Source organism: Chloroflexota bacterium, from assembly GCA_034717495.1.
Taxonomy (GTDB): Bacteria; Chloroflexota; Anaerolineae; order JAAEKA01; family JAAEKA01; genus JAYELL01.
Window position 1 is genome coordinate 1 of the sequence record JAYELL010000012.1, and the last position, 16,292, is coordinate 16,292.

Annotated in this window: 11 protein-coding genes; 6 read left to right on the forward strand and 5 right to left on the reverse strand. The window is 60.7% G+C overall.

The window, feature by feature from the left end; translation table 11 throughout:
* Positions 1 to 495: 495 nt before the first annotated feature.
* The 6 genes from U9R25_02825 to U9R25_02850 all read left to right on the forward strand — a co-directional run bounded on the left by U9R25_02825 (position 496) and on the right by U9R25_02850 (position 6,197).
* Entirely contained in the window at positions 496 to 2,979 is a 2,484-nt protein-coding gene (locus tag U9R25_02825) for a glycosyltransferase family 39 protein (GenBank protein ID MEA3334814.1), read from the forward strand.
* 145 nt (positions 2,980 to 3,124) lie between these two features.
* Entirely contained in the window at positions 3,125 to 3,421 is a 297-nt protein-coding gene (locus U9R25_02830; protein MEA3334815.1) for a DUF485 domain-containing protein, read from the forward strand.
* A gap of 1 nt (position 3,422) precedes the next feature.
* Positions 3,423 to 5,348 carry a cation acetate symporter gene (locus U9R25_02835; protein MEA3334816.1) on the forward strand — a complete coding sequence of 642 codons (1,926 nt, stop codon included), beginning with the start codon at positions 3,423 to 3,425 and terminating at the stop codon, positions 5,346 to 5,348.
* Positions 5,349 to 5,381: 33 nt separating this feature from the next.
* Positions 5,382 to 5,570, forward strand: a complete 189-nt coding sequence (locus U9R25_02840) for a hypothetical protein (protein MEA3334817.1) — start codon at positions 5,382 to 5,384, stop codon at positions 5,568 to 5,570.
* A 12-nt stretch (positions 5,571 to 5,582) separates the two neighbouring features.
* Complete coding sequence (locus U9R25_02845; protein ID MEA3334818.1) at positions 5,583 to 5,795, forward strand: hypothetical protein; 213 nt, start codon at positions 5,583 to 5,585, stop codon at positions 5,793 to 5,795.
* A gap of 78 nt (positions 5,796 to 5,873) precedes the next feature.
* Positions 5,874 to 6,197 carry a hypothetical protein gene (locus U9R25_02850; GenBank protein MEA3334819.1) on the forward strand — a complete coding sequence of 108 codons (324 nt, stop codon included), beginning with the start codon at positions 5,874 to 5,876 and terminating at the stop codon, positions 6,195 to 6,197.
* A gap of 3 nt (positions 6,198 to 6,200) precedes the next feature.
* Here the strand turns inward: U9R25_02850 and U9R25_02855 are convergent, their stop codons facing one another.
* From U9R25_02855 to U9R25_02875, 5 genes are all read right to left on the reverse strand, one after another.
* On the reverse strand, positions 6,201 to 8,324 hold the full coding sequence (locus U9R25_02855) for a DEAD/DEAH box helicase (protein ID MEA3334820.1): 2,124 nt from the start codon (positions 8,322 to 8,324) through the stop codon (positions 6,201 to 6,203).
* Complete coding sequence (locus U9R25_02860) at positions 8,321 to 9,724, reverse strand: BREX system ATP-binding domain-containing protein (GenBank protein ID MEA3334821.1); 1,404 nt, start codon at positions 9,722 to 9,724, stop codon at positions 8,321 to 8,323. Before U9R25_02860 ends, U9R25_02855 begins: the two co-directional genes overlap by 4 nt.
* A gap of 17 nt (positions 9,725 to 9,741) precedes the next feature.
* A complete protein-coding gene (locus tag U9R25_02865; GenBank protein ID MEA3334822.1) occupies positions 9,742 to 11,019 on the reverse strand; it encodes a BREX system ATP-binding domain-containing protein in 1,278 nt (425 codons plus the stop codon).
* A gap of 2 nt (positions 11,020 to 11,021) precedes the next feature.
* Entirely contained in the window at positions 11,022 to 11,879 is an 858-nt protein-coding gene (locus U9R25_02870; protein ID MEA3334823.1) for a hypothetical protein, read from the reverse strand.
* 189 nt (positions 11,880 to 12,068) lie between these two features.
* Positions 12,069 to 15,608, reverse strand: a complete 3,540-nt coding sequence (locus tag U9R25_02875) for a BTAD domain-containing putative transcriptional regulator (protein ID MEA3334824.1) — start codon at positions 15,606 to 15,608, stop codon at positions 12,069 to 12,071.
* Positions 15,609 to 16,292 lie beyond the last annotated feature (684 nt).

The window sequence follows — 16,292 nt, forward strand, 5'->3', positions numbered from 1 at the left end:
CAAAGGGGGGAACTCCGGTCACATCACCCCCCTCTGGGGGGCCGGGGGGGGGCTGTCCGGATGCCAACACGAGAGCAATGCCACTTTGAAACCAAGGGTTTCGAGTGCTGTTCAGGATGCAAAATCGGCGGAAAATCGCATGCTGAGTAGAAAAATCGTATCGAAGTGTGCGATTAACCGGAATGTCAACAGAGCTTAGCAGGCTGTCGGCGAAGTCGTTTGCGCCAGACTTCGGAAGTTTTCGAACGTGATTTTGCTACCAAAGCGGTTGAATAACCAGGGTAACTACGTCAGAAAAGGCACCGCGGGAAACTTTCGAAGTCTTTTTCCGGCAGACTGCTTGTAACCTACGGCTGTCCGGCTACCAGCCGGACCTACAAACCTTCATGGTCATTTACGCCCGACTGTACTACCCATGACGGCAGAGTTTTGTCAGTCAACCAGGCCGTGGTATACTATTTGCTCGCGTTTCGGATATCTTGAGGAAAACCCTGTATGGAGTTCCCTCAGCTTCGTCGTTTTCAGACTCCCCTGGTGTTCATCGTGTTGTTTTTCTCTGCATGGATTCCCCGTGCGGCGGCTCTTGACGTCTTCGCGACGCCAGATGAACACCTGTGGCTGGCGCGCTCAGCCAACTTCTATCAGGCCATCGCCGATGGTCAATACGAGAACACCTTCCAGCGCGAGCATCCCGGCGTTACGGTCATGTGGGCAGGTACCCTGGGCTTTTTGCAAGGTCTTCCTGAGTACGCCGAAAGAGCCACAGGCCAGCTGGACTGGCGCAATTCACAGAACAATGAGTTGTCCGAGTGGCTGGAGGACAATAGCCGCGTCCGTCCATTGGAGCTGCTTGCTGCAGGACGCTGGTGGATTGTCCTGGCAATTTCGCTGTTGATCGCCACCTCTTTTTTCCCTCTGCGGCAACTATTCGGGCCTCTGATTGCCGCCCTGGCTGTCCTCTATTTTGCCTGGGACCCGTTCTACGTTGCCCTCTCCCGCTTGCTTCACCTGGACGGTCTTTTGACCGCGCTGGCCATCTTGACATTGTTGACCTTTCTGGACTGGTTGTACGTCCGCCCGCGATGGGTCATCCTGGTGATTTCGGGGGCCTTATTGGGATTGACCGGATTGACCAAGACCCCGGCGTTGTTCGTGGCCGTGGCCGCCGGGTTGCTGTTTCTGGCAGAATGGTTGCGCCGGCGGCGGTCAGACGAGCCGATGCCACTCAGCATGCCCCTGGGTTTCCTGGCCTGGGGCGCGATCGCACTGATTACCTTCGTGTCCCTGTGGCCTGCCATGTGGGTGGATCCACTGGGCGTAATGGAGCGCATCATCGATCAGATGACTCGTTACGTGGAAGGCCACAAAAACTTCTTCATGGGACAGCTTACGCTCAACCCTGGCCTTCTGTTTTACCCTGTTGCCTGGTTATTTCGAACCACGCCAGCTACGGTTATCGGCCTGGTCGCGGCCGGCGTCTTGATGTGGCAGAGACGATGGCCAATGGACCTGTCCTTGAGACGGCGGGGCGCCAAGGCGTTGCTTGTCTATGCCCTCGTATTTATCGCCATGATGTCGATCGGCGACAAGATGTTCGACCGCTACATCCTGCCGGTGTTTCCTGCGCTGGATACCATAGCAATCCTTGGCTGGCTGGGGCTGGCCGCCTGGTTGCTGTTTCGTTTAACTGGCCGCCGGCAAGGCACTGAGGTCGATCTGGCGGCGCACAGGAATGGCCTCGTCGCAGCCATCGCGCTGGCAGGCTTGATCCTGTTGCACGGCATATTCACTCTTGTTCACTTCCCCTACTATTTTACCTATTACAATCCTTTGCTCGGTGGCAGCCGAACTGCGCCCGATGTGATGATGGTAGGCTGGGGAGAAGGGCTGAATGAGGCGGCTGAGTGGATCAACCAACAGGCAGGATCTGAACAGACGCGGGTTATCTCGGGGTATGGCGACACGTCCATGTCTTACTTTCTGCACGGCCCGCGCTTGATAAGGCCTTACGGCCTGCCCGATTTCTGGTTCAGCGCCGATTACGCGGTGCACTACGTCAATCAATGGCAGCGGCAGTTGCCTTCTGAGCAGGTCGCGGCATTCCTGTCCACCCTCGAGCCTGTGCACGTTGTTCGAAGCCATGGGCTGGAACTGGCCCGGGTTTACGATATGAGAAAAGCTCCTGTGCCCGAATTTCTGACGTATGATCCCAAGTCGGGAGCTATCTTCGACGACAGGATCATATTGCGCGGGCATCGCCTCGAGAAACCGGTCATGATGTCAGGCGATACCCAGCAAGTTACGCTTGTGATCGATCCGATAGGCGTTTTACTTGAAGACCTTGATACGCTGGTGCAGGTGGAGGGACCGGATGGCACGGTATTGTGGCACAGCAGAAGCCGTCCGGCCAATGCAGGTGCCGGCACCGCCCCCCTGCGGCGGAGGATAGAGCACGTGGTAGAGCTGGTTGTTCCCGATGACGCGTCGCCCGGACAGTTTGCCGTGACTCTTGCCTTTGAAGATCCTCTGACCGGCCAATCGCTGCCGTTGAACCGTGGACATGGCGAAGCTATCGGCGATGAAGGCCACCACGCAGTGGCCTGGATTCAGGTGCAGAGGCCAGAAACCTACCAACTGGACGCCCGGTGGGAGCAGGTTCAGTTGAACAGCCTGCGACATCAGCCGGATCTAAGACCAGGCGAGACGCTGCTGGCAGAGCTGTCTGCGACGGGTCAGGTCGATGGGTCGTTGCAGGTTTCTGTGCGCCTGGTCGATTCTGAGGGAAGGATCGAGTCGTTACACGACCAGCCACTGACCGCTTCGATGGATTTCCCCTTGAGTCTGCCTGTCGATGCAGAACCAGGGGTCTATACGGTGGCCGTCGTCGTCTACGACCGGGAGACGCTGGCGCCGCATCCTGATTTGACCGGTCGCCTCAGCACCCCGTTGACAACCGTACTGGTTCACCCCGATAGTTAATGACTCTCGATGCAGTGATGTTCGATTTCTGGTGCAGCTGCCTCCGCTACTTTGCTTGGATGCATCTTTGCTTTGTCGCCCAGTGCTTCTTCTGGTATAATCTCGGCTTGTGCCATTTGGTACAAATTTATCCAAGGAGAAGAAGATGCTTCACGAACCAGCAGATACTCCCGCAGAAAAGGACTACGCCATAGCCTACAAGACCCGGCTGGGCGTTCAGATGTTCATTGCGTATGCCCTATTCTACGCCGGCTTTGTCTTGATCAACATCATCAAACCTGTGTTGATGGAAAAGGAGGTCATTTTTGGCCTGAACCTGGCAGTTGTTTACGGTTTTGGACTGATCATCCTGTCCCTGATCATGGCCTTGATCTACAACGCCCTGTGCATCAAAAAGGAAAAAGCCCTGAACGGTACCAGCGCGCAAGGGAAGGTCGAATAGAATGGATGTCCTACCCGTTATCATATTCCTGTTCTTTGTAGGGCTTGTACTGGGATTGTCATTCTATTTCGCTCGCAAGGCAAAAACATCCAGCGGCTACTTCGCGGCCGGGGGCAAGATTCACTGGTCCGTCAACGGGATTGCCTTTGCCGGTGATTATCTATCTGCAGCCTCCTTTCTGGGGATCTGCGGCATGATTGCCACACTGGGTTATGATGGCTTTCTCTACTCCATTGGATATCTGGCTGGATGGATAGTTGCCTTGTTTGTCGTTGCCGAACCGATGAAACGACTTGGCAAATACACATTTGCCGATGCCCTGGATGCCAGGTTCAGTTCACGCGGAGTTCGGCTGGCAGCTGCAATCAGCACTTTGGTTGTCTCCCTCTTTTATCTGATTCCACAGATGGTTGGTGCCGGCGTATTGGTGACACCACTCTTTGGCCTGCCCCATGCTGCCGGCGTCATTATGGTGGGGGCCATTGTGATCATAATCGTAGCTACCGCCGGGATGACCTCGACCACCTATGTGCAGTTCCTAAAAGGTGGATTGCTGATCGTTTTCTCGTCCATCCTGGTGGCCGTTGTCCTCATACGTGGCCTTTCGACCACGCCAGATCAGGGGGGCAAAGAGCCCTTCTACGAGTATCAAACGCTAACGGTGCAAGGTCAAGGGGATCAATTATCAATCCAGGAAGGCGACTATCAAGTTGTCAGCCAACATGACTACAAGGGGACTGCTTTTGTATCGTTGGCAGATGCTGATGGGCAAGTCAGCTGGTGGAAGGCTGAAACTGACGAGAACGGCGGCACCAAGCTGCACGAAACCCAATACGTCTCTGTGAAACCAGATGGCAGAGAGTGGATCAATGGCGCCCCTGCGTCAGACGAAAATCATCTGAGGCAAGTGGGCAACTTGAGCACGATTGCGGGTCAGAGTGGCCCGGAAGCCGATACCAGCGGCGTAGGGATTTTCAAATTCCTGTCGCTGATCAGTTCAGAAGACAGCACCATCAATATGTGGAGAAAAACATCCTTCGAAGCAGACGGCGAAAGCCTTACCATCTATTATTCAGAACAGACGAGCGGCAACAAGTTCATGCGGCCCGGTTTGAAATTCAAGGTCGAAGGATCTTTTGTCGAGAGAATCGACTTTGTCTCCCTGATGCTGGCATTGTTCCTGGGCACTGCTGCTTTGCCCCATATTCTGATCCGTTACTACACGGTTCCCGACCCGGCCTCGGCTCGTAAGTCAACTATCGTAGCGATCGCTGCTATCGGCTTCTTTTATATCCTGACCCTCTTTATGGGGCTGGGGGCGATGGCCAATGGTGTGCTCAACCCCGCCGATAGCAACATGTCGGCCCCGCTGCTGGCTAGATCCTTTGGGACCTTACTTTTTGCGATCATCTCGGCCATCGCTTTTGCGACCGTATTGGGCACTGTCAGTGGCTTGATCGTAGCTGCTTCCGGCGCGGTCGCCCACGATATTATGGATATGTTTCTCAACATCAAGATGACCGACCGACAAAAAGTATTGGCCGGTAGAATCACTGCCGTCGGGGTAGGCATTATTGCCATTATCCTGGGTATCCTGTTCGAAGGCATGAACGTCTCCTTCCTGGTCGGCTGGGCCTTTGCCGTGGCAGCCTCGGCAAACTTCCCCGCCATCGTCATGGTGCTGTTTTGGCAGAAAACTACCGCACAAGGCGTGGTTGCCTCAGTCTTTTCCGGGATCATCGCAGCCCTGGGCATCATTCTGCTCTCCCCGGATATGTTCGTCCGCTATGGCCTGGACCCTGCCAGTGCGCCGCTGAATTTCAGTCAACCCGGCTTGGTCTCGATCCCCATCAGTTTCATGGTTTTGGTCGTTGTCTCACTGGCGACACAAAAATCAAAGATACCGGAGGCTACTGTCGCCGCATAGGCGAGCGGTATTTACCGGCACCCAGAACCGAAATTGCTGGCAGGGACCAACCTGGCCGATGTGGGCTGGCAGCTGCAGCCCGAGACGGGCCGGCTTGTGGCGTTGGCGGCCATCGACAACCTGGGCAAGGGCGCCGCCGGCAACGCCGTGCAGTGCCTGAATCTGATAATGAGCTGGCCGGAGACAACCGGTCTCGGGTTCAGCGGTTTGCACCCGGTGTAGAAAGGATTTTTTATGAGCACGCTCATTGTGAAAGTAGGCGGCAGCCAGGGTGTGGACCTGGAGGCTGTCTGCGACGATGTGGCCGATCTGGTGGCAGCCGGCCGGGCAGCTCATCACCTGCCCGGAGGTCTTCTACAACGACCAGTGAAATCAGCTTCTGGCCAGATTGGCCGCCGCGGCGCCGGACGACCTGGATCGGGCATTCCTGTGCAACTCGGGCGCTGAGGCTATCGAGGCTGCCATCAGAAGGACGCCAGCATTGCTCTTGACACCGGCATCGATGGCCTGGATGTGGCAACGGCCATGTGTCTTCACAACTATCAGGAAATCAATCCTTTTCAGGGAGAGCTCGGCTGGCTTGCCTGTGTCCCCTCTCATGCCGGGCAAGGGTTGGGATTGACCGTCTCCGCGGCTGTGACTGCCAGGTTTATCGATGCGGGATACCGAAATATCCGCCTGTACAGCGAAGATTTCCGCCTGGCGGCGTTGAAGACCTATTTGAAGCTTGGTTATCTGCCAGTGCTTTATACGCTTGAGATGCCGGGACGCTGGCAGGCCATCTGCGAGCAATTGAACTGGCCGTATGCGCCAAAGACGTGGCAATCCCACGGCGGGAGACCGGCCTGACGACTAACGCACCAGGTCCAGCAAGCGCGTCCGCAGGCCGGCCGGTGGGCTGACCACTATTGCCGAGCGGTAGAGTTGTTCGAAGCGGGGCAGATCGCACTGGGCCAGCGCGGCCTGGTAGGCCAGGTCGGGAGGCAGAAGCGAGTGGAAGCGCCCGAGCTCCAGGTAGGGTTGGAGACGCGGCATCAGCCGTTGCGCCTCCTGGTGTGCCAGGTTCTGGCTCCAGGGTTGCAGTCCAGACAGGCCTGCGGGCAGGCGCAGGCAGTGCTCGTTGAGCCGGGTGACCCATGGCCCGTCGCCGTTTGGCGCCAGTTCGTCTTGCAGCATCGCGCCCAACAACGCGCCGTAAAGATCACCCCAGAAGTGAAAGAGCACCGCACTCTTCTCATCGTGCACCAGCGCCAACTGGCCGGGCGTCATCCCGAGGTACGCACCTACAGCCTGGCTGACATCCAGCGGCACTGCGAAGGGCGCGGGCAGGAAGCGTAACGTCTCCTCCGCAGGTTGGCCCGGGGCAGGGCGCACGCCCATGCGATAGCGGTCGCGCCACACGACCTCCAGCACCCGGCCACCCATCAGAAATCTCTCCCCCTTGCTGCGCATCCGCCCGGTCTGGGCGATGGTGCGTCCGCTGAAGGCATCGACGACCAGCATTGCCAACGGGTCGGCACCGATGTTGCTGTATATCTCGTGCGCGTCGGCCAGCTCGTGCAGACGTTGCGCTGGCCGCCACTCCCCCAGGCCGCCTTTCCGCAGGAAACCGATCGCCGTCAGGTGGTCGAGGATACGCCTCAACGCCTCGTCAGCGACTGAAACCGGTGCGATCTGCAACAGATCGGCCAGCCGGATGCCGCCCGTTGGGCTTTGCTTGAGTATGCTGAACACTTGCTGGACAAGGACGGAGGGCCGGAAGGAGCTGGATGGGGGTCGAAGACTGGGCAGCGTCGCAGGAGAGAAGGCTGGCTCGCCACTGGCCTCGACCAGATCGACGAGGGCGGCGAAGCGGACCTGTTCGAGCGCCGTGCGAGGCAGGCAGAGAACCTGGGTTACGCCTGTGCGCCGCCCGCCGCGGCCAATGCGCTGCAGGAAGGAGATCAAGGTCGGCGGCGGGCCGACCAGCGCTACGTCGTCGATGCTGCCGATGTCGATGCCAAGCTCCAGGGTCGAACTGGCCACGCAGATCGCCACGCTGGCCTGGGCAAAGCCCTCTTCCACCTCACGCCGCAGAGCCGGGTCCAGGTTGGAATAGTGGACGAAGACCGTTGCCTCGTAGGGCAGGTGTTGGCGCAGGTAGGCAGCTACCTGTTCCACCTCGTTGCGGGTGTTGCAGAAGATCAACGTTTTGCGGATGCCAAGCCGCTCTCCGGCGCGCTGGGCCAGCTCAGTCACCAGGTCGTCAAGGCCGTGCATTGGTTGAAGCTCGGCCTCGATGCGGCGGCTGCCGCCGGCCTCGACCAGCTTGACATCTCCCACCTCCTCATCGGCCAGGTAGCGGCTGGCGGCCCCTGCGGGATCGGGGATGGTGGCCGAGAGGGCGATGCGCTGCCAGGGAACCGGGGGATCGATCCCCGCCTCTTGCTGGCTGTGACGGCGGATACTTTCGATGCGGCGCAGCAGGCAGCGAAGGTGGTCGCCACGCACGCTGCGATCGAAGAGGTGGATCTCGTCCAGAACGATGGCGCTCAGCGGAGCCAGCAGGCGCGGGGCACGGGTCAACAGCGAGTCGGTGGATTCGGGAGTTGTGATCAGCACCGTGGGCGGCCGACTGATGGAGACCGGGCCGGTGTCGCCGCTCTTCATACCCAGGGCAACGCCCAATTGGGCAAGTGGCGCAGCCAGCCGCTCGTAGAGATCGCGAACCAGGGCGCGGGTGGGACAGATGTAGAGGATGCGCTGCTCAGGCCCGCTGCTGCGCGGGGCCTCAGGACCCAGCACGTGCCGCTCCAGCAGCGGCGCGATCACCGCCTCTGTCTTGCCCGAAGCGGTGGGCGCGACGACAAGGGTGTTGTGCCCTGCGAGAATGAGGGGAATTGCCTGTTGCTGAACGGGGGTCAGACTGCCGTGGCGGGCGAAGAAGGGCGACCAGGTATGGGGTAGTTGGACCTTGATCTGGTCGGGGTCGCTCATCGCATCTGTTGGCGCAACTCGTCCAGCAAGGCCGCCACTTCGTATTCGGGGTAGAGATACAGCAGGTCGAACAGCTCCACGGTCAGCCGCACCGCGCGGCGGATGCTGAGCCGCCCGTTGCGCATGCCCAGGGCGAGGTGCTCGGCCGCGGCTCGCCGCACCTGCCGTTGGCGCTTGCCAACTTCATAGCTGTAGGCCTGGCCGTGGTAGCCCATCACCTGCTGCATGAACTGTCCGATCTCCTGGGCCGAATGGTGGGGTTCCAGGTTCAACACCTGTCCATCGTCCAGCCAGGCCTCCAGCGGCAGGCGATTCTCGCTGCGGGTGATGGTGAACAGGAAAAAGAGGGATTGCCGGCTGGTGTAGGCAGGAGGGTAGTGACGCCAGCGATGCTGAGGCAGCATGTCGGGGCTGATGCGCGTCTGGCGCCCTTGCAGCGCAGCATAGATCACGGCGCTGAAGAACTTGTCGGCCTTGGGGCGCTGGTATGCTCGCAACAGCGAGTAGCTCTCGGCCTCATCGATCAGCACGCACAGGCCACTGTAGCCGGCCTGCCGGGCTAACACACTGACGCCGCTGAGCAGATAGGCGATCTGCCGCGCGTTGTGGCCGATTCGGTAAATGCTGGGAAATTTGACCCCCCGCGGTTTGGCCCTGTTCATGATCTGGGTTCGCCGGCCACCCATCAGCCACTCCCGCCAGGCTTTGCGCTGGCGGGAGGAAGATGTGCTTTGCATGGCATACAATCCCACGTCCAGCGGATCATTGGCCTGGGAGGTGGCCGCCCACAATTGTTCGCGCCAGCCCGGCGTGGCGATGGCCTTATCGACCAGGTGCTCCAGGCCGCGCTCGTCGCTGTCCGGATAGCGCAGCCCATGCATAAGGTTGCTGTAGATGGCGATGCTACGGTGAGCCGGCGTCTCGCCCAGGTCCAGGCTGGTGGCTGCCACCAAAAAGTTGTGCTCCAGTGCCTCTTGGGCTGTCAGCTCCACCAGGTGGGTCTTGCCAAAGCCATATTCGCCGATCACTGCGCGCACCTCGCCGCCGGCCTGATGGGTGGCTACCAGCCCTTTGGCCAGGCTGGCCCGTTCGCTCTCCAGTCCGATAGTCAATTCTTTGATGTGCTGCGCCGGCGCCACGCCGACCCGCAGCGCTTCCAGCAGTTGGCGGGTTTGGTACTGGCCGGGCGGCATGGGCTGCGCGTCGAGGAGGGGCATGGGCGCGGCTGGCGCCAGGAGGACCTCCTGCTCGCCTACGAACTCGCGACGCGGCCGCCGAAAGCGCAGCCCACTGTCGAAGCGTACCAACCAATCGCTGCCGTTGCGGTAGATGGCCATGATCGTGCCCCGGCCATACTGGGGATGCTCAACGCTGGCGCCAATAGACCTTGCGTCAACCATAAACCGTCACCTGTTCGCTAATAGGGCGGCGTCGCGCCGCCGCTTAAATCGTCCACCTGGCCGCGGATGATGGCGATGGCCTCCTCCTCGGCCAGCAGGTGCTCGCCGGCCGCGTGCTGGCGGGCCAGCTCACTGACGAAGGACTTGACGAACAGCCGCCGGTGGCTGATGTCCAGGAAGACGTCGCGCGCCACATTGGCCAGGATGGCTGCGTTGGCGTATTGGATCTTGTGGTCCAACTGCGCGTCAAAGGCCAGCTCGTAGATCGGGATCAGCTTTTCGCCGATGGCCAGCATCAAGTCGTTCTCTTCCATGTCCAGGTGATTCAGGCTGATCTGTGGGCTGAAGTGGTTGATGCGGGAAAAGCGTCCTGGCGTGCGGATGCGCTGCTGCAGGGCCGGGTAGCGCGGCACCACATCGTTGATAAACTGGGGTGGCACGGCATAGACGAACATAGCGCCTGGCAGCTCGTCCCGACAACGGTCGATGACCTCGCGCAGGTTGTCGGTAGCCAGCTTTTCAGCCTTGCCGCCGATACTGGCCATTCGATCCACCTCGTCGAAGAGCAGGATCAGGCCGCTGTAGGAGAGGGCGCGGATGGTCTGGGCCAGCGAGCGTAACATGCGGAAAGCGTTGGGACGGGTGATCTTTCCGGACACGCCCAGTTCGCGCAGGATCTTGGTGTCGGCCGGGGTGGTGGCAACGCCCATCAGCCAGCGCGTCAGGCTGTCCAGCCGTTCCTCCTGGTCGCGAATCAGCGCCTCCAAGTAGGCCAGTACCGCGTTCTTGTAGGCCAGGCTGTCGACCGTGGCCAGTTCCAGGGTGTCGATCAGTGCCCGGTAGTTGGGATGGTTGGCCGTTTCCAGATCGAGCGGCCCACCTACAACGCGCTGCAGGGTGCCCTCCAGAAAGCGGGTGAGGCCGTACTCGTCGGAAACGCTCTCATCGGCTTCGTGCCAGATCAGGTTGCGGGCCACGGCGGCGTAGACAGCGCGCTGGTCGTTGTAGGGGGTCTCAACCGGGCTGAGGTCCACCTTGCAGACGGCGAAGCCCCGCTCCCAGGCCAGGTCACGCAGGCAGTAGAGGAAGTGAGACTTGCCGCTGCCGTAGTCGCCGATGACCATCTTGTAGGCAGCGCCGCCGTCCTGCAGGTAGGAGGAGAAGTAGTACTCGTCCAGCGCATCCAGCAGCGAGTGGTTGCCTACGTTGAAATACTGCACGCCCTTGACCGGCGGTGTGCCAGAACTGCCCAGCACCTCGACGATCTGGCGGGCCATGGGTTGCGTCAGGGGCATGATCACTCCTTCATAAAGGTCAGGTCGGAGTAGTACTCACCGTCCAGCCCACTCTGCGGCAGCCAGATGCTGCGCGTGGGACTGTCAGCCTGGCTCTTGGTGGCCACCCCCAGCCGCAGATGGTGGATCACGCCATCCACCTCCATGGTCGGCGCGGCCTGCGCCAGGACCAGGTCGCGCACGAAATGGGCTCTCTCGTAGTCCTTGAAATTGCGGCGGGAGGGGCTGTTCCAGAAGCGGGTCGTCTGGCGGTTGAGGGTCAATTGGCCATAGACCTCGACGACATTGATGCGCTTGCCTGCCGGGGGCCGCTGGCGCTTGTCCACTTGCTCCTGCCAGGCCTGATGGAGCTCGGCCAGGAAAGTTGGCATGTCGGTGGATCGCTGCACGATCGATTTCTGCTGCCTGTCATAGGCCTTGACAATGCCGCCCAGGGACAGGGGAATCGCCCTGGTCAGCGCCTCTTTTCCGTAGAACCACTGGGCCTTGCGTGCCGCCATGTCGATCTGCAGGGCCAGTTGGTCAACCACCAGCGTGGGAGGCCGGCCATCGACCACCTGCCCCCGTCGCTCGAAGACTTCCTTGAGGTCGCGGGCGAACTCGAAAGCCAGGGCATCCAGGCCATGCTGGGTCTGTTGGGCGAAGGCGGTCACTGCTGCGTTGAGGGTGGGGTCGTCCAACGGGCCGGCCGCCTCCTGCAGCTTGGTCAGATGCTTGTGCATGGCAATGGCATCGAGGGTCTCGGCGCTGGCCAACTTAACGGCGCGTTTAAGGCTGGAGTTCGCTGTGTGCAGGAGGCGGTACTGCGGTGCAAGCGCCTCCTGGGCAGCCTGTAAACTGGTAAGAAGTTCGGTGTTCATGGATTGGCTACTCTCGCAGAAGATTGAATGCTGTGCTATCGGGAAATTGTATGAGTGGACTGGCGGCCAAAGGCAGCCTGCCACTCATTATAACTGGAGTCATGAACTGGGCAAAATGGGGGGGAAAGGGATTGGGCACCGGAGTCGAGGCTTCAGCCGGACCGGTTTGGTGAGGCCGTTCTCAAACCACTACGATAGCTCTTCCAGCAACATCCTGGCCTCTATCAGGTCAGCGGTATCAAACCCTTCGGTGAACCAGTCGTAAACCTCGGCTAACATCTGCCGGGCCTGGGCTATTCTCACCTGCGCTCCCTGGGCCTGCCACAGGCGACACAGGCCCACCGTAGCCCGCAGTTCCCACGACCGGGCCTGCTGGCGGCGGGCCACCTCGATGGCCTTATAAAAGCTGGCTTCAGCCTCAGCTTCAAAACCCTGCGCCCGCAACAACTCCCCCTTCAACCGGTAGAGTTCCGCTTCCCAGTGGCGCTCGTCCGTCTCCTCCAATAGAGCGAGCGTCTTGTCCAGGGTGGCCAGGCCTTTTCCTGGCTGTCCTGCCTTGCCCTGCGCCTTGGCCAGTGCACCAGATATTCCTGCCAAGTGGCACCGTGCTCTGATGGACTGCCTGACCGCCATGCCCTCGCGCATTTGCGCCATTCCCTCCTGGACCCGTCCCAGCCTGGTCAGCGCTTCCCCCCGATAGCGGATTCCCGTCCCCTCGAAGGATAAGAAACCAATTTCCCTCGATAATTGCATCAACTCCTCTGCAAAATCCTTGAGTGCCTGCGCATCCTGGTGCATGGCGTTGAACAGACAGCCTGCGAAGCAGAGGACATCGGCCAGGGTAAAGGGGTGATCCTGTTTCCGCGCCAGGGCTAACGCTTCCCGGCTTCGTTGCAGGGCCTGTTCGGGATAACCAAGACACCACTGGCAACAGGCATCATACGCAAGCGCGCTCACGCCGGCGTCCGATCCGCGCAGCAGTACGAAGGCGTGGTGATGCTGTTGGGGTTCATAGAAGGAGATCACCTGCTCCAGGTGGGAACGGGCTGTGATGTATTCTCCGAGACCGAAGAGGATAAATCCAAGATGCCAGTGGTCTACCGCCTCGATCAGTGGATCCCCAGCTTGCTGAGCCAGGCTGAGTGCCTCCTCTCCGAACTCACGAGCCTTTTGATACTCTGCCCGCACATAGTGAGAGATGGCCAACTCGCCCAATGTCCGGCATAACTCAGACGTCTTGCCGATCTGCCGGCACAGCTCACGGGCTCTGGTAATGGAGTTCTCCCATTCAGGGCTTGGAATCTCTCTTATCCGAGCCATGCCGAGGGCCAGTTGCAGGGCGAGTTCTTGCTCGGCGCGCTCGGGGGAGTCGGGCAGGGTCATAAGCAACTCCAGCCCTCTGGTCAGGGGAGCGAGTGCCTCCTGATAGGCGGACAGTTGCACGGCCCTCTCCCCGGCCTGGCGCAGATAGTGTATTTCCCTCTCCGCTAACCCCGCCTCCTGGAAGTGGCGCGCCAACTGCACTGCGATCTCGCTCGCCTGGTCTCCATACAGCCCCTCCAACACTCTCCCCACATCCTCGTGCAGATACGCCCGTTCCACCTCGTCCATATTGTCGTACAGATACTTCTGGACGAGAAAGTGCCGGAACCGGTAGAGAGAGACACGTTGCGACCCCAGATGCTCGACGGCCTGCGCGCGTACCAGGCGGTGCTTCCGGTCTAACTCGCTGCTCAGGCGCCCCACCATCTCCCGTCCGCCCTCACCCTGGACGCGGGCTACCACTTCGGCAGTGAACACCTCTCCCTCCACGCTGGCCACCCGCAGCGCAGCACGCAACGGCTGGGACAGACGACCGATCCGCTCTGCGACCACCGCCTCCACCCGTGCTGGCAGGGTATCCCAGTCCAGTGCCGGACCCTCGGCCCAGCGTCCCTTATGATCCCTGACCAGATCTCCCTGCTCCCGCAGACCTCGCAGCAATTCAATGGTGAACAGGGGATGGCCGCGGGTCTGCCGGTAGAGCTTCTCGCGGAACGCACTCCCCAGCCGGTTGGGTTCGCTGTCCAGTATTGCCTCCACGAAGTCCCGGCCCTCAGCCTGACCCAGGTCCACGGCGTTGTCCCCAAAATTGCGCTGTAATTCGTTGACCACCGGTTCGAGGGGATGTCGTTGTCCATCTCTGGGCAAAGCGATTTCTTCCGGACGGTAAGCCCCTACAATCAGAATGTGGTTGCCCGCCAAGTGCCGGCCCAGGTGGAAGAGCAGGCTGATTGACCCCAGGTCGGCCCACTGCAGGTCATCCACCATCAGGAGCAATCGCCTCCGTTGCGCCAGGCTTTGCAGCACCCTCGTGTACTGCTCAAACAGATCGCTCTGCTGCAGGCTGAGAGTACCCGCACTGGTGGGCGGCTTGTGTTCCAATAGCTCAGCCAGAGGGGGCAGCCAGTCCCCCTTGTCCCTTGAGTGACCGTATTTCATTGCCCGCTCAGACAGGGCCGCCCGAGGCAGGAAGGTATCAATCAGATCCGGCCCCGCCTCCACCACTGCTTGCGCTGCATGGGGGAGCGTCTGCCACAGACGGAGGGCGTGCTCTCTACTAATAGCCCCCGCTGCCCATTTGGCTTCGACGTCACCGGTCAGCAACTCCAGAATCTCGCGGAAGGGCAGGTAGGGATCGCCGATCCCGGTGTAGGCATTGCAGTTGCCGCCGGCCACCAGTAATTCGGCCTGCGCATCCTGGGCGCGACGGGCGAATTCGTGAAGCAAAGCTGTCTTGCCACTGCCAGCTTCGCCGGTCACGAAGGCGACGCGCCCCTGGCCAGCCAGCGCCCGGTCCAGGAATCCCTCCAATTGTGCCAGCTCGCGCTCGCGCGCCACAAAGACAGGTAATTCAACTTGAAGCGCCTCCCCTTCAAGAAAACCGGGAAGGCTGACGCCACGATCAGGCAGGGTCGCAGGAGTTGGCTCGGACACCTTCAGCTTGCCGTCCCGGATATTTTCGTACAGGCGGGCCGTTTCATCTCCCGGCTCGACGCCCAGCTCTTCGGCCAGCAGGCGACGGCAGGTTTCATACTGGGCCAGGGCCTCGCTGCGGCGGCCACTGGCGGCCAGCAGGCGCATCAGGTGGCGATGGGATTCCTCACGCCAGGGCTCCCGCAGCAACTGCCTGCGTACGTAGGCCACACTCTTTTCGAGCTGGCCCTGGGCCTCGTACAGGGCCGCGATCTGTTTCAGGGCAGCCATGTAGCGCAGATAGAGGTTTTCCCGCTGGGAGAGCAGCCATTCGTCGAAGAGGGGGCTTCCCGGCAGGGAAAAGCCCTCCATGAAGTCGCCGCGGCTGATGTCAACAGCCTGGCACAGGCTGTTGACATCAGCCGTATCCGCCAGGCCGGTCAGAAAGGCCTGCAGGTCGAGCCAACAATCGGCCGCGGGATTGAAGCGGATATCCTCGCGCGTCGCCAATAGGATCGGCTCTGCTTCCGGTCGATCGTCGATGGCCTTGCGCAGCACAGAGAGGGTATTGCGCAGACTGGCCAGAGAGGACGAAGTTGGGGAGTCGGACCAGAGCAGGCTGGCCAGTTTTTCCCGCCCGTGGGCGCGGTCATGTTCCACTGCCAGGTAGGCCAGCAGCGCCCGGGCCGTTCTCAACCTTAGCCCGGTCAGCGGGGTACCATCCAGTTCCGCCTGAAAAGGACCCAAAAGGAATAGAGACAAACCGGATGACATCTGTCCTCACCTCAAGACAGTATTTCGGCTCGATATCCTCGGCAAAGCACCGGTGTTGCTTTGTCCAGTATAGCTCATTCTTGTGAAATTTCCAACCGGGTTTCCAGCACGCCCCTCACCCTGCCTCCCTGTGGCGAATCTTGCCTGAGCTCAGCCTTGGCCCGGTCGAAGCAGGCCATCCACGAATGCACGAATGCGTTCACCGCGCAGGCAATATTCGTGGACGGCGAGCTCAAGCATTCTTCAGTCAGGAAGGTTGGATTGGGGAGGGACTCTGAGATTGCCGCGGCCCTTGCCCCGCGCACAACCGCCGCCGAGGTAGGTGAGGGATCGACACGGAGAGGGGGCGACACGGCGAGGGATCGACACGGAGAGGGGGCGACACGGAGACGCGGGGACGCGCGCCAGCACGCTACGCCAGCAGGCGTGCCGAGAGGCAGCAAGCGGTGCGGGAGCTAGGCGTACCGGGAGGTAGGGACACGGGGACGTGGGGACGCGGCGCTACGGACCATTTAGCCACGTCACTCCCGCGGTCATCCTCGCGAACGCGGGGAGGGTTTGGACCACGAAGGCGCTAAGGCGCGCGAAGGACGCGAAGCGCGAAGGGTGCGAAGGGCGCGAAGGACACGGCACCGTGGGGAGGGGCGCGACGGACCATTTAGCCACGTCACTCCCGCGGTCATC